This is a genomic window from Micromonospora sp. DT68, from assembly GCF_049847245.1.
GTDB lineage: Bacteria > Actinomycetota > Actinomycetes > Mycobacteriales > Micromonosporaceae > Micromonospora > Micromonospora profundi.
Genome location: NZ_JBNCNZ010000029.1, coordinates 23,061 through 37,101 on the forward strand (window position 1 = coordinate 23,061; position 14,041 = coordinate 37,101).

At 70.0% G+C, this 14,041-nt stretch carries 13 protein-coding genes and 1 tRNA gene; 12 read left to right on the forward strand and 2 right to left on the reverse strand.

Features of this window, described 5'->3' with window-relative positions; translation table 11 throughout:
• The first annotated feature begins 147 nt into the window (after positions 1-147).
• Together ACPXB1_RS29630 and ACPXB1_RS29635 are read left to right on the forward strand one after the other, a co-directional pair.
• Positions 148-1,899 carry a CTP synthase gene (locus ACPXB1_RS29630; protein ID WP_355595802.1) on the forward strand — a complete coding sequence of 584 codons (1,752 nt, stop codon included), beginning with the start codon at positions 148-150 and terminating at the stop codon, positions 1,897-1,899.
• The gene (locus tag ACPXB1_RS29635) at positions 1,896-2,501 is read left to right on the forward strand and encodes an NUDIX hydrolase (protein WP_355595803.1); all 606 of its coding nucleotides are present in this window, start codon (positions 1,896-1,898) and stop codon (positions 2,499-2,501) included. Before ACPXB1_RS29630 ends, ACPXB1_RS29635 begins: the two co-directional genes overlap by 4 nt.
• 80 nt (positions 2,502-2,581) lie before the next feature.
• On the opposite strand, the gene ACPXB1_RS29640 is transcribed toward ACPXB1_RS29635, so the two are convergent.
• Entirely contained in the window at positions 2,582-2,914 is a 333-nt protein-coding gene (locus tag ACPXB1_RS29640; RefSeq protein WP_355595805.1) for a TM2 domain-containing protein, read from the reverse strand.
• A gap of 217 nt (positions 2,915-3,131) precedes the next feature.
• On the opposite strand from ACPXB1_RS29640, the gene ald reads away from it, so the two are divergent.
• From ald to ACPXB1_RS29690, 10 genes are all read left to right on the forward strand, one after another.
• Positions 3,132-4,247 (forward strand): alanine dehydrogenase, encoded by a 1,116-nt coding sequence (gene ald / locus ACPXB1_RS29645; protein ID WP_355595807.1) that lies wholly within the window; start codon positions 3,132-3,134, stop codon positions 4,245-4,247.
• A gap of 21 nt (positions 4,248-4,268) precedes the next feature.
• Positions 4,269-5,252, forward strand: coding sequence for a site-specific tyrosine recombinase XerD (locus tag ACPXB1_RS29650; RefSeq protein ID WP_355630921.1), 984 nt, complete (start codon positions 4,269-4,271; stop codon positions 5,250-5,252).
• A gap of 181 nt (positions 5,253-5,433) precedes the next feature.
• Entirely contained in the window at positions 5,434-6,357 is a 924-nt protein-coding gene (locus ACPXB1_RS29655) for a ParA family protein (protein WP_088990243.1), read from the forward strand.
• Between the two features lie 41 nt (positions 6,358-6,398).
• Entirely contained in the window at positions 6,399-7,529 is a 1,131-nt protein-coding gene (locus ACPXB1_RS29660) for a segregation/condensation protein A (RefSeq protein ID WP_425736092.1), read from the forward strand.
• 370 nt (positions 7,530-7,899) lie between these two features.
• Complete coding sequence (gene scpB / locus ACPXB1_RS29665; RefSeq protein ID WP_425736093.1) at positions 7,900-8,673, forward strand: SMC-Scp complex subunit ScpB; 774 nt, start codon at positions 7,900-7,902, stop codon at positions 8,671-8,673.
• Positions 8,660-9,430, forward strand: coding sequence for a pseudouridine synthase (locus ACPXB1_RS29670; RefSeq protein ID WP_355595813.1), 771 nt, complete (start codon positions 8,660-8,662; stop codon positions 9,428-9,430). The genes scpB and ACPXB1_RS29670 overlap by 14 nt, the downstream gene beginning before the upstream one ends.
• 194 nt (positions 9,431-9,624) lie before the next feature.
• Positions 9,625-10,305 (forward strand): (d)CMP kinase, encoded by a 681-nt coding sequence (cmk, locus tag ACPXB1_RS29675; RefSeq protein WP_425736094.1) that lies wholly within the window; start codon positions 9,625-9,627, stop codon positions 10,303-10,305.
• The gene (gene der, locus ACPXB1_RS29680; protein ID WP_377674119.1) at positions 10,302-11,708 is read left to right on the forward strand and encodes a ribosome biogenesis GTPase Der; all 1,407 of its coding nucleotides are present in this window, start codon (positions 10,302-10,304) and stop codon (positions 11,706-11,708) included. Before cmk ends, der begins: the two co-directional genes overlap by 4 nt.
• Positions 11,709-11,898: 190 nt before the next feature.
• A tRNA-Pro gene (locus ACPXB1_RS29685) sits at positions 11,899-11,972 on the forward strand.
• Positions 11,973-12,903: 931 nt separating this feature from the next.
• Positions 12,904-13,473: a hypothetical protein gene (locus ACPXB1_RS29690; RefSeq protein ID WP_425736095.1), complete on the forward strand. Its 570-nt coding sequence runs from the start codon at positions 12,904-12,906 to the stop codon at positions 13,471-13,473.
• A 37-nt stretch (positions 13,474-13,510) separates the two neighbouring features.
• On the opposite strand, the gene ACPXB1_RS29695 is transcribed toward ACPXB1_RS29690, so the two are convergent.
• Positions 13,511-13,816, reverse strand: a complete 306-nt coding sequence (locus ACPXB1_RS29695; RefSeq protein ID WP_425736096.1) for a CU044_2847 family protein — start codon at positions 13,814-13,816, stop codon at positions 13,511-13,513.
• Positions 13,817-14,041 lie beyond the last annotated feature (225 nt).

The following is a 14,041-nucleotide window of genomic DNA, read 5'->3' on the forward strand; positions in this document are numbered from 1 at the left end:
TGGTGACCCGGTGGTGGCCCGCCCGGGGTGCGGCCTGCGACTACCCGCGGCAGAGGTGTTACCGTGGAATCCCGTGGATCGCGTGATCACTTTGGTGATCGAGCACGGCGGTCTGCATGACCGCGACAGACGACACGGGAGCAGGCCTTGGCCCCATCAGCACGGACGACCAGGCACATTTTCGTCACCGGGGGCGTCGCCTCCTCGCTGGGCAAGGGCCTCACCGCCTCCAGCCTCGGCAATCTGCTGACCGCGCGCGGTCTGCGCGTGGTGATGCAGAAGCTCGACCCCTACCTCAACGTCGACCCGGGAACGATGAACCCGTTCCAGCACGGCGAGGTCTTCATCACCGAGGACGGCGCTGAGACCGACCTCGACGTCGGGCACTACGAGCGGTTCCTGGACCGGGCGTTGTCCGGCAAGGCGAACGTCACCACCGGCCAGATCTACTCCGACGTGATCGCCAAGGAGCGGCGCGGCGAATACCTGGGTGACACCGTCCAGGTCATCCCGCACATCACCAACGAGATCAAGTCGCGGATCCTGGCGATGGCCGACCCGGACGACGACGGCGTCGTGCCGGACGTGGTGATCACCGAGGTCGGCGGCACTGTCGGCGACATCGAGTCGCTGCCGTTCCTGGAGGCGATCCGCCAGGTCCGCCACGACCTGGGCCGGGACAACTGCTTCTACCTGCACGTCTCGCTGGTGCCCTACCTGGCGCCGTCGGGCGAGCTGAAGACCAAGCCGACCCAGCACTCCGTGGCGCAGCTGCGCAACATCGGCATCCAGCCGGACGCCATCGTGTTGCGCTGCGACCGGGAGATCCCGGAGAAGCTCAAGGAGAAGCTGTCGCTCTACTGCGACGTCGACCGGGAGGCGGTCGTCGCCGCACCGGACGCGCCGAGCATCTACGACATTCCGAAGGTGCTGCACCGCGAGGGCCTCGACGCGTACGTGGTGCGCCGGCTCGGCCTGTCGTTCCGGGACGTGGACTGGACCAGCTGGGACGACCTGCTGGAGCGGGTGCACCGCCCTCGGCACACGGTGACCGTCGCGGTGGTCGGCAAGTACGTCGACCTGCCCGACGCGTACCTGTCGGTGAGCGAGGCGATCCGGGCGGCCGGTTTCGGTCACCGGGCCCGGGTGCAGCTGCGCTGGGTGCCCAGCGACGAGTGCGTCACCTCGGCCGGCGCCGCGGCGGCCCTGGCCGGCGTGGACGGCATCCTCATCCCGGGCGGGTTCGGCGTACGCGGCATCGAAGGCAAGATCGGCACCGCCCGGTACGCCCGCGAGAACGGCATCCCGCTGCTCGGCCTCTGCCTCGGTCTGCAGTGCATGACCATCGACGTGGCCCGGCACCTCGCCGGCCTGGACGGCGCCAACTCGTTGGAGTTCGACGAGCAGGCCGCGCACCCGGTGATCGCCACGATGGCCGACCAGGAGGACATCGTCGCCGGCAAGGGCGACCTGGGCGGCACCATGCGGCTCGGGGCGTACCCGGCCACGCTTACCGAGGGCTCGCTCGTGGCCGAGGCGTACGGCGACACGGACGTCAGCGAGCGGCACCGGCACCGCTACGAGGTCAACAACGCCTACCGGGACGCGCTGACCAAGGCGGGTCTGCACATCTCCGGCACGTCGCCGGACGGCCGGCTCGTCGAGTTCATCGAGCTGGACCGGAGCCTGCACCCGTTCTTCGTGGCCACCCAGGCGCATCCGGAGCTGAAGAGCCGCCCCACCCGGCCGCACCCGCTGTTCGCCTCGTTCGTGAAGGCCGCTGTGGCGTACTCGCAGGCCGACCAGCTGCCTGTCGACCTGGACCCGGCGGGGGAGGCCCCCACGACGCGCAAGGCCGCCCGCAACGGCGCCGCGACCAAGGCCGCGTCCGCGTCGTGAGCGCTCTGGAGCACCGCTACGAGGTGCGCTCCCGCGACGAGCACTACCGGGGCCGCATCTTCGACGTGGTCACCGATGAGGTGACGATGCCCGGCGGCGGGACCGCGCTGCGGGACATCGTGCGGCACGTCGGCGCGGTGGCGGTGGTGGCGCTCGACGACGCCGGCCAGGTGGTGCTGATCCGGCAGTACCGGCACCCGGTCGGGCGGCACCTGTGGGAGCTGCCGGCCGGGTTGATGGACGTCTCCGGTGAGGAGCTGCCGGCCGCCGCGTTGCGGGAGTTGGCCGAGGAGGCCGACCTCACGGCCGCGCGGATCGACGTGCTCGTCGACCTGCACAGCTCGCCGGGGTTCACCAACGAGCTGGTCCGGGTCTACCTCGCCCGGGAGTTGGCCGACGTGCCGGCCAACGAGCGCCACGAGCGCCGCGACGAGGAGGCCGACCTGCAGATCGTCCGGATGGACCTGGACGAGGCGGTCGGCATGGTCCTGGCCGGCGAGATCACCAACGCGTCCGCGGTGGCCGGTCTGCTGGCCGCGGCCCGCGCCCGGGACACCGGCTTCTCGGCGCTGCGCCGGGCGGACACGCCGCTGCCACGCTGATCCCGCAAACCCTTCCGGGGGTACGCGAAAGAGGGGCCCCGCGGTCAGCCGCGGGGCCCCTCTCACGTTGGTGCGGTGGGTCAGTCGCGCAGCGGGCGGCCCTGTGCGTCGGTGCCGCCGTTCACCAGGATCATGATGCCGTCGATGACGCCCCAGAGCGCGCCGACGCCGCAGGTCACGATGCTGACCACGAGCTGGAGCACAGCAATCTTGGTGTGCCCGGTGTAGAACCGACCGGCACCGAAGGTGCCGAGCAGGATGCCGAGGATGCCCGCGACGACCTTGCTCTTGTCGGACAGGCCCGGGCCGTAGCCGGGCTGGTATGGAGGAGTTGTCATGGGCGGACACATTAGTGATCCACTCGGCCGCTGTCCGCAGGCGCGCCCGCCAGATGGGACGATAATGGCGAACACTGTCCTGACGGCTGAGGTGGGGTCGCACCGCCGGCCTCTGGTAGGTGCCCTGACACACCGTCAGGACACCCGACCACCGGATGCCACAGTGCTGGCTTTCGGTGGGGCCGGGCGCGCCTAGACTGCCGCCGACGGGACCGGTGAACCGTGGCGGCAATGGGGCCGTCGCGGCACCGAGCAGTCGGGGGACGCAGCCCCGAAGAGAGGTGTCTGCATCGTGAAGGTCGGAATCCCACGCGAGGTCAAGAACCACGAGTACCGCGTGGCGATCACGCCCGCGGGCGTCAACGAGTTCACCCGCAGCGGCCACCAGGTCTTCGTCGAATCCGGCGCCGGAGTCGGCTCCAGCATCACCGACGACGAGTTCGCGGCGGCGGGCGCGAAGATCCTGGCCACCGCCGACGAGGTGTGGGACGCCGCCGAGCTGGTGCTCAAGGTCAAGGAGCCGATCGCCGAGGAGTACCACCGGATGCGCGAAGGTCAGGTGCTCTTCACCTACCTGCACCTGGCCGCCTCCAAGGAATGCACCGACGCGCTCATCGACCGTAAGGTCACCGGCATCGCGTACGAGACCGTCGAGCTGCCCGACCGGTCGCTGCCGCTGCTCGCCCCGATGTCCGAGGTCGCCGGCCGGCTCGCCCCGCAGGTGGGCGCCTTCTACATGATGCGTACCGGCGGCGGGCGGGGTGTCCTGCCCGGTGGTGTGTCCGGCGTGTACGCGGCCAAGACCGTGGTGATCGGCGCCGGTGTCTCCGGCATGAACGCCGCCGCCATCGCGCTGGGTCTGCAGTCCGAGGTGCTGCTGCTGGACAAGAACGTCGCCCGGCTGCGTCAGGCCGACGCCATCTACCGGGGGCACCTGCAGACCGTCGCCTCCAACGCGTACGAGGTGGAGCGGGCCGTGCTCGACGCCGACCTGGTCATCGGCGCGGTGCTGGTGCCCGGCGCGAAGGCCCCGACCCTGATCTCCAACGAGTTGGTCTCCCGGATGAAGCCGGGCAGCGTGCTCGTCGACATCGCCATCGACCAGGGCGGCTGCTTCGAGGACTCACGTCCGACCACGCACGCCGACCCGGTCTACAAGGTGCATGAGTCGATCTTCTACTGCGTCGCGAACATGCCCGGCGCGGTCCCGAACACCAGCACGTACGCGCTGACCAACGTCACCCTCCCGTACGCCCTGGAGTTGGCGAACAACGGCTGGCGCGAGGCGCTGCGCAACGACCCGGCGCTGGCGCTGGGCCTCAACACCCACGACGGCAAGGTCACCTACGGGCCGGTCGCCGAGGCGCACGGCATGGACGTGCTCCCGCTGGCCGACGCGCTGGCCTAGAACGGTGGCGTACTGACCGGCATCGCGGCCAGGGCCGGCGCTGGCGACGAGCCCGCGCCGGCCCTGCGCCGTGCCGTCCGCGGCTACCTCGACCACCTCACAGTGGAACGTGGCCTGTCCGCGAACACCCTCGCCTCGTACCGCCGGGATCTGGACCGTTACCTCACGACGCTGGCCGCCGCCGGCATCGCCGACTTCGCGTCGGTCGGCCCCGGGGTCGTCGAATCGCACCTGGCCCGCCTGCGCGCCGGCGACGACGCGCACCCGCCCCTTGCGGTGTCGTCCGCCGCCCGCGCGGCAAGCGCGGTCCGCGGCCTGCACCGCTTCGCGCTGCGCGAAGGGCTGGCCGGGGCCGACCCCAGCCGCGACCTCCGCCCACCCGCCCCGCCCCGCCGGCTGCCCCGCGCGCTGCCCGTCGACGACGTGGTCCGGCTGCTGGAGACCGCCGGCCCGGTCACCGCGACCGGCGACGACGCGCCCCTCACACTGCGCGACAGGGCGCTGCTGGAGTTCCTGTACGGCACCGGCGCGCGGATCTCCGAGGCGATCGGCGCTGCGATCGACGACCTCGACACCGACGAGGGCACGGTGCTGCTGCGCGGCAAGGGCGGCCGGATGCGGCTGGTGCCGATCGGCGGGTACGCCGTCGAGGCGGTCCGCGCCTACATGGTCCGCGCCCGCCCCGGCCTGGCCGCCGTGGGCCGGGGCACCCCCGCTGTCTTCCTCAACGCGCGCGGGGGAGCGCTGTCGCGGCAGGGAGCCTGGGCGATCCTGCGTCGCGCCGCCGGACGGGCCGGCCTGCCGGTCGACGGGCCGGCAGCGGTGTCCCCGCACACACTGCGCCACTCGTATGCCACCCACCTGCTCGACGGCGGTGCCGACGTGCGGGTCGTCCAGGAACTGCTCGGGCACGCCTCGGTGACCACCACCCAGGTCTATACGCTGGTCACCGTCGAGCGACTGCGCGAGGTGTACGCCACCGCCCACCCGCGCGCCCTCGGCTGAAACCCTGGCAGCGGTCGGCCCGACACGCCGGGCCGGTGCCGAACGCCCTGCTGGTCGGTGGCGTACAGTCGGCATCGGCGCGGACCTCCTGGAGCGATACGACCGGGGTGCGCAGCGGCGCCGCGAAGGACGTCGGACGGCTCCGACGCCGGGTGGGTCGTCGGGAGGGGGCAACGAGGACATGGCTGGCAACGGTGACCGTGCCGAGACCTGGACGTCGGAGCTCCGCGAGCAGCAGGCCACGCTCGGCGCGGACCTGGGTCCTGCGGACCCGGCTGCCTACACGATGCGCAAGCCCATCCCCGAGCCGATGCCTACCGATCGGCACGGCCCGGCGCGCATCATCGCGATGGCCAACCAGAAGGGTGGCGTCGGCAAGACCACCACCACCATCAACCTGGGCGCGGCGCTCGCCGAGTACGGCCGCAAGGTGCTGCTCGTCGACTTCGACCCGCAGGGCGCGCTCTCGGTGGGGCTGGGGGTCAACCCGCACAACCTCGACCTGTCCGTCTACAACCTGCTCATGCAGGACGACGTGACCGCCGAGGACGTCCTCATCAAGACCGACGTGGCGGGCCTGCACCTGCTGCCGGCAAACATCGACCTGTCCGCCGCCGAGATCCAGCTCGTCAACGAGGTCGCCCGCGAGATGGCCCTCGCCCGGGTGCTCCGCTCGGTGCGCAAGGAGTACGACTACATCCTCATCGACTGCCAGCCGTCACTCGGCCTGCTGGCGATCAACGCGCTGACCGTCGCGCACGGCGTGCTCATCCCGCTCGAATGCGAGTTCTTCAGCCTGCGCGGTGTGGCGCTGCTGCTGGACACCATCGACAAGGTGCGTGAGCGGCTCAACTTCGACCTGGAACTCGAAGGCATCCTCGCCACCATGTACGACAGCCGCACCACCCACTGCCGCCAGGTGTTGCAGCGGGTCGTGGAAGCGTTCGGCGACAAGGTCTACCAGACGGTCATCACCAAGACGGTCAAGTTCCCCGAGTCCACCGTGGCCGGTGCTCCCATCACCACTATGGATCCGGCGTCGTCCGGCGCGCGCAACTACCGTCAGCTGGCCCGCGAGGTGATCGCCGCCCAGTCGGAGCGGTAGCCGGAACACCCCGTGCCCGCTTCGTGCACTACGGTCGTCCGGTGACCGCGCCACCCCTCGACCCGCCGGCCGGGCCGCACGAGGCCACCGCCCCGGCGGTCGCCGCCGAACTGGCCGCCGAGGTCGACGGTGTGCTCCCCGCCGCCGAGGCTTCCGGTTTCACCGTGCGGTTGGCCAACTTCACCGGCCCGTTCGACCTGCTGCTGCAACTCATCGGCAAACACAAGCTCGATGTCACCGAGGTGGCACTGCACACGGTCACCGACGAGTTCATCGCCTACATCCGCGCCATGGGCGACAAGTGGGACCTGGACGAGGCCAGCGAGTTCCTGCTCATCGCCGCGACCCTGCTCGACCTGAAGGCGGCCCGGCTGCTGCCCTCCGCCGAGGTCGAGGACGAGGCCGACCTCGCCCTGCTGGAGGCCCGGGACCTGCTCTTCGCCCGGCTGCTGCAGTACAAGGCGTACAAGGAGGCGGCGGCGCACATCGCCGAGTTGGAGGCAGTGGGCGGCCGGCGGTATCCGCGGGCGGTCAGCCTGGAACCCCGCTACGCCGAGGCGCTGCCCGACCTGGTGCTCGGCATCGGCCCGCAGCGGCTGCTGAAGCTGGCCGTCAAGGCGATGACCCCGAAACCCGTGCCGGAGGTCTCCATCGCCCACGTGCACATGGTCCGGGTCAGCGTCCGGGAACACGCGGCGATCCTCGCCTCCCGGCTGCGCCGGGCTGGCACGGCGACGTTCTCGCTGCTCTGCGCCGACTGCGAGGCGACTCTGGAGGTGGTGGCGCGGTTCCTGGCGCTGCTGGAGCTCTACCGGGAGGGCCTGGTGTCCTTCGTACAGGAGCAGGCACTTGAGGAGCTGACGGTGCGCTGGACCGGCCCGGTCGACGGCGAAACCGAGCTGCACGTCGACGAGTACGCAGGCACCCCCGCCGACCCCGAGCCTGCTCCCGTGCCGGAGCCCGGTTCTGTGCCGGTGCCTGCTTCCGTGCCGGAGCCCGCTGTCGGCGGGGAGTCCGCTTCCGTGCTGGAGCCTGCTCCTGAGGGGGAGCCTGCTTCCGTGCTGGAGGCCGGTCCCGAGGGGGAGCGCGGTCTCGTGCTGGAGCTGGGGCGGGCGGGGGAGGCCGGGGGAGTGGACCGGACGGGAACGATGGAGGGCGAGCGGCATGAGTGACGAGCAGCGTCGGGACTCCCTGGCCGACCAGGCCGCCGCCTGGATCCCCCCATGGGAGCGCCCTCGCCAACCGGCTCCCACCTCCGAGGCCGTCGAGTCTCCAGGCACCCCCGAAGCGGTCGAGTCTCCCGGTGCCGGCGAACCCGACGCGTCTCCGGAAGCGGTCGAGTCTCACGCTGCCGGCGAACCCGACGCGTCTCCCGAAGCGGTCGAGTCTCACGAAGACGCCGAGTCTTCCAGCGTCCCCGAAGTCCCTCAGTCCCCCGGGACCCCCGAAGCGGTCGGTTCTCCCGCCGCCGCCGAACCCGACGAGCGAGGCGAAGAACGCGCCACCAATCGGCCCGAACCCGCGTCCGTCACCGCCCCGTCGGTGGCCCCGGAAGATCTTGGAAGCGAACCGCCCCTCCAAGGGCCGAATTTTTCCAAGATCTCGGGTGAGCCTGGTGCCGGCGAGCCTGGTGCCGGTGAGCCTGGTGCCGGTGAGCCTGCGGGCGAGTCGGCTGTGGGGGAGTTGGGCGGTGCTCGGGGCGTACCCCGGCGGGACGGCCCGGTGGGGCGACGGCGGGTGACGGCTGTCACGCAGCCCGCGCCGGAGTTGTCCGACGCCGAGCTGCGCGGCGCGCTGGAGGCGATCCTGCTGGTGGTGGACGAGCCCGTCAGTGAGCTGGTCCTGGCGCAGGTGCTGGAGCAGCCGGCCGAGCGGATCGGGCCGATGCTCGACGAGATCGCCGCCGGCTACACGGCCGCAGGGCACGGGTTCGAGCTGCGCCGGGCGGCCGGCGGTTGGCGGTTGTACACGCGACCGGAATACGCTACGTACGTCGAGCGGTTCGTCCTGGACGGGCAGTCCGTGCGACTGACCCAGGCGGCGTTGGAGACTCTGGCCGTTGTCGCTTACAAGCAGCCGGTGACGCGGTCGCGGATCTCGGCCATCCGGGGTGTCAACTGCGACGGCGTCATCCGTACGCTTGTCACCCGAGGCTTGGTCGAGGAGTGCGGCACCGAACCGGACAGCGGGGCCTTCCTCTACCGGACGACCACGCTGTTCCTGGAGAAGCTCGGGCTGAACACCGTCGACGAGCTGCCGCCCCTTGCCCCCTTCCTGCCCGACGACGTAGAAGAGCTTGCTGATGCGACCCGATAACCGTTCCCCGAAACCCGATGCTCCCGTCTTCGAGGGGGCGGAGCGCCTGCAGAAGGTGCTCGCCGCCGCCGGCGTGGGCTCCCGGCGCGCCTGCGAAGATCTGATCTTCCGCCGCCGCGTCACTGTCGACGGGCGCGTTGCCAAGCTCGGCGACAAGGTCGACCCGGCCATCGCCGTGATCCACGTCGACGGCGAACGCCTCCAGGTCGACACCCGCCTGGTCTATGTGGCGATGAACAAGCCGCGCGGGGTGGTCACCACCATGGCGGACGACAAGGGCCGCAACGAGCTTGCCGACTTCATCGGTAGGCGGCTGGACCAGAGGGTCTACCACGTCGGGCGGCTCGACGCCGACAGCGAGGGCCTGCTGCTGCTCACCAACGACGGCACCCTCGCGCACAAGCTCATGCACCCCTCGTACGAGGTGCTGAAGACGTACCTGGCCGAGGTGGTCGGGCCGCTTCCGCGCAACCTGAGCAAGCGGCTGCTGGCAGGCGTCGAGCTGGAGGACGGGCCGGTCAAGGTCGACTCGTTCAAGGTGGTGGGCACCCTGGGCAAGAGCGCCCAGGTGGAACTGAGCCTGCACGAAGGCCGCAAGCACATCGTCCGGCGGTTGATGGAGGAGGTCGGGCACCCGGTCACCCGGCTGGTGCGTACCTCAATCGGACCGATCCGGTTGGGCGACCTGCGCACCGGGCGTCTCCGGCGCTTGACCAACGCGGAGGTCGCCGCGCTGTTCCACGCGGTGGGTGACTGACCCCCAGGTTCGGGGTACGGCAGCCGGTAGGCTGCGGAACGGCCGGGACGCGGTCGCCCGGGTGGCGTGGGTCGCCTCCTGCGGCTTCGCGCGCGGGTCCACCAGAGGGCCCGGGCATGATTGATGACGATTGACAACCGCTTGCGGCGCCGAATCACCGGGCGATCCGTGAGGTACGGGCTGAGGAGGACACGGTGGAGGAAAACGTACGGACCGGGCGATGTGTGGTCGCTGTGGACGGGCCGTCCGGTTCGGGTAAGTCCACCGTGTCGCGGCGGCTTGCCGCCGGCATCGGTGCGCGCTACCTGGATACCGGGGCGATGTACCGGGCGATCACGTGGGCCGTGCTGCGCTCCGGCGTGGATCTCACCGACACCGCGTCGGTGGCCAAGGTCGCCGGCGAGGTCAACCTGCGCATCGGCACCCACCCGCAGGGGTACGCCGTGACCGTCGACGGGGTGGGCGTGGACGCCGAGATCCGGGGCGCCGAGGTGACCGGGGCGGTTTCCGCCGTGGCCGCGGTGCCGGCGGTCCGTGAGCTGCTTGTCGCCCGGCAGCGCGAAATGATCGTCAACGCCGGCCGGATGGTGGTCGAGGGCCGCGACATCGGTTCGGTCGTGGCGCCGGACGCCGACCTGAAGGTCTTCCTGACCGCCTCCGAGGCGGCCCGCGCTGCCCGGCGGAGCGCCGAGGACGCCGCTGACGTGGCGGCCACCGCTGCCGACCTGGCCCGCCGGGACCGGCTCGACTCGACCCGCAAGGTCAACCCGTTGGCGCAGGCGCCGGACGCCGTCGTGCTGGACACGACCGAGCTGGGCATCGACGAGGTCGTCGTGCGGCTGCGTGACCTGCTCGCCGAGCGGGGTGTGGCATGAGTAGCGACGGCGCGGGGTGGGTCGAGCTGCGTGAGCCCGACGTCGCCGTCGAGGAACCCACCGGCCCGCAGCCGGTGGTGGCAGTCGTCGGCCGCCCCAACGTGGGCAAGTCCACGCTTGTCAACCGGATCATCGGTCGCCGGCAGGCGGTCGTCGAGGACGTCCCCGGGGTGACCCGGGACCGGGTGCCGTACGACGCGCAGTGGAACGGCCGGGCGTTCACAGTGGTGGACACCGGTGGTTGGGAGCCCGACGCGAAGGACCGCGCCGCGGCCATCGCGGCGCAGGCCGAGATCGCTGTGGTCACCGCCGACGTGGTGCTGTTCGTTGTCGACGCGATGGTGGGCTCCACCGACGTGGACGAGGCAGCGGTGAAGATGCTGCGTCGCAGCGCCAAGCCGGTGATCCTGGTGGCCAACAAGGCGGACAACACCTCCATCGAGATGGAGGCCACGTCGCTGTGGTCGCTCGGCCTCGGCGAGCCGTTCCCCGTCTCGGCGCTGCACGGGCGGGGCTCCGGCGACCTGCTGGACGCGATCCTCGCCGCGCTGCCCGAGGCGCCGACGATCGTGGAGAACCGGCCGCGCGGGCCGCGTCGGGTGGCGCTGGTCGGGCGCCCGAACGTGGGCAAGTCCAGCCTGCTCAACAGGTTCTCCGGTGAAGACCGGGCGGTCGTCGACTCGGTCGCCGGCACCACGGTCGACCCGGTGGACAGCCTTGTCGAGATCGGCGGCCAGACCTGGCAGCTCGTGGACACCGCCGGGCTGCGCAAGCGGGTCGGCAAGGCAAGCGGCACCGAGTACTACGCGAGCCTGCGTACCGCGGGGGCCATCGACGCCGCCGAGGTGGCAGTCGTCCTGCTGGACGCCAGCGAGCCGATCAGCGAACAGGACCAGCGGATCCTGTCGATGGTGACCGAAGCCGGCCGGGCGCTCGTCATCGCGTTCAACAAGTGGGACCTGGTCGACGCCGACCGTCGGTACTACCTGGACAAGGAGATCGACCGGGAACTGCGCCGCATCCCCTGGGCGATCCGGCTGAACCTGTCGGCGATGACCGGCCGGGCCGTGGACAAGCTGGCCCCGGCGCTGAACAAGGCGCTCGCCAGCTGGGAGACCCGGGTGCCGACCGCGCACCTCAACCAGTGGTTGACCGCGCTGGTGCAGGCCACCCCGCACCCGGTACGCGGTGGACGCGCGCCGCGCATCCTGTTCGCCACCCAGGCCGGGGTGGCGCCGCCACGGTTCGTGCTCTTCACCACCGGGCCGCTGGACGCCGGCTACCAGCGCTTCGTCGAGCGCAAGCTCCGCGAGGAATTCGGGTACGAGGGCAGCCCCATCGAGATCTCCGTACGCCCCCGCAAGAAGCTCGGCCCCGGCGGCCGAGGCAAGGCGCACGGCTGACGCTGCTCGCACGGAAAATGCCGGATGGACGCGCCTTGTCCATCCGGCATTTCTCCACCCCACCCTCCTAGGATGCTGTAGGGGTTGTGTGGTGGTTCAGTGCCGAGTTGAACCGGGTGGGGCCTGTTCGGACGGGCGGCGGGTGCTGCGCTAAGCTGTACCGGCTGTCGCAGGGGCAACCTTGTGGGGGCGGGACGTGGCGCAGCTTGGTAGCGCACTTGACTGGGGGTCAAGGGGTCGTCGGTTCGAATCCGGCCGTCCCGACCGATTGACCTGGGGAGATGAAGATCTTCTTAGGTAACGGCGGTAACATCCGGTAACGGATGATCTTTGGTGGCGGTAACTGCGTGGATGGTTGGCCGTCGGTGTGCGCGCTGTAGATTGCTCTGACCTGCCGCTTCATCCGCGTTCTGGATGGAGCGGCATTTTGCTCTCTTGATTCCGCGTCAAGCGCTGCAGATGCCGCCAGCTGTCGTTACGTCGGGCGTTTCGACGAGCCCGGAGGCGAGGCAGGATCATCGAGGGCTCCCTGGTCCTGGTCTCCACGAGTTGATCGTGGACAGTGAAGCAACCTGTCATCGCGTCGCCGGAGAGGCCGACGCCGGCCTGGCTCGGGCGACTACCTCCTGAGCAGTTCGTTGATGGCGGTGTCGGCTTGGGCGAGGATCGGCGGGCCACGCAGCTGTGGCCAGGACCCGTCGGCAGTGGCGGAGTCCGACGTAGACCGTGTAATCCGTGATCGTGGCGTCTTGGAGGACAGCGAACCGGTTCGCGAGTTTCTGTAGTGCACAGCCGGGCGCAGCGCCGTTAGCGTCCGTTCGATGGCCGCCCGCCGCTGCTGTACAGGAGTAGCCGCACTCGAGTCCCGGCTGGCTGGGGTGTTCCCTGCTGCTGCGCGGGCGCCTGGTACAGGCACAGACCCACCTGAGAGGGGAGCGACACCTAGCCCCGCCGTGGTAAGTGGTTAGGGTCTCTGGCCTCGGTGGCCATCGACGTATGAACAATCCTGGTTGCGTCCGGACGCGGCCGCTCCGGCCGACACGATCTCCCGTAGAGCAAGCCGTGGCGCAGGTGGTCGTGACCAGTCGCGATGCACCTTGGGCCGGCCCAAGATCAAGCTCGTCCGTTAGGTGCCCTCGGCGGGATGATGTGGAGGTGCAGGCCTTGCGGGGCCGAACAGCCGAAGGACACCATCATGGTCATGTGGGCAAACCTCACTCAGCCTCAAGCCGTCGTTCTCGCTGGGTTGGTCGGTGCAACCGGTGCGATCATTGGCGGCCTAATCGCGAATGTTGTAGGCCAATGGGTCGGTTCAGGTGGTCAGCGGCGCAGGAAGTGGGTGGAACTCAGGCACGAGGCATATGCCGAGGTGTTGCAGCGATTCCACGCTGCTTGGGGGCAGTACGACGAGGCCGGATTACGAGGCACGACCGTCGCGGAAGAGCAGCGGGCGGGCCTGGCGCTCTTGGCCGCCTATTCGAGGGCCTCCCTGCTGACCCGGAGCCGCTCGACCGATGGCTCACTTATACGACTGCATGTCGCCGCCCAGGCGCTTTGGGACCGTAACGGCCGTTCATGGCTCGACGTGGACCGCGCCTGTCACGCTGCCGAAGCGGCATTCCGTCAAGCTGCTCGGGCCGAGCTGGGGATGCGCAACCATTCCTTGGCCGATGATGACGGTCAGCGGCTTCGCCGCACCTTGGCGGCTTCGACATCACCCAAGGTCGTGCCCGACAGGGAAACAAGTCGTCCGGCCGGAAACTGATGATCTTCGCGAGTTGAAAACTCACGAAGCGGGAGCCTTACTCGCTGCGCTTCAGGGTCAACTTGATCTCGATTGCCGCCTCGCTGCCTGCCCCACCGATGAGCACCCCGCCGGAAGCTAGGACGCTCACGCCAAATGTTGCTTCGAGCGAGTCGACTTCCCACGGCGATGGATCTCCCGTAGCGGCGGCTGCTGTCCGTGCGATTGTGACGATCTCGGCTAACGCCGCCTCCAACTCGGCGCGGCGGTCAGCGACCGCCGCCGTCCCTCGACGGTACGGACCGATTTGGCGATCGTCTCGGCCTAGTTCGATGGTCTCAACAAGAATCTTGCCGTCGGCCATGTGGAGAATCCTCTCGCCCATCGTTGGTTTCCTGCTGCCCCTTAGGAGGGTGGCCAGCGTATCGACACGTGACGGCCCTGGCACGATCCGCTAGAACGCGCCGTTGCTTACACGGCCGGTGGGTGGGTGCAGACGACTGTCTCAATCACTAAGGGACGTCTCGTAACTTGGTGGTCGGTCCATGGTGGATCATCTTGGGGTGCAGGTGATCTCGGCGGCTCGCCA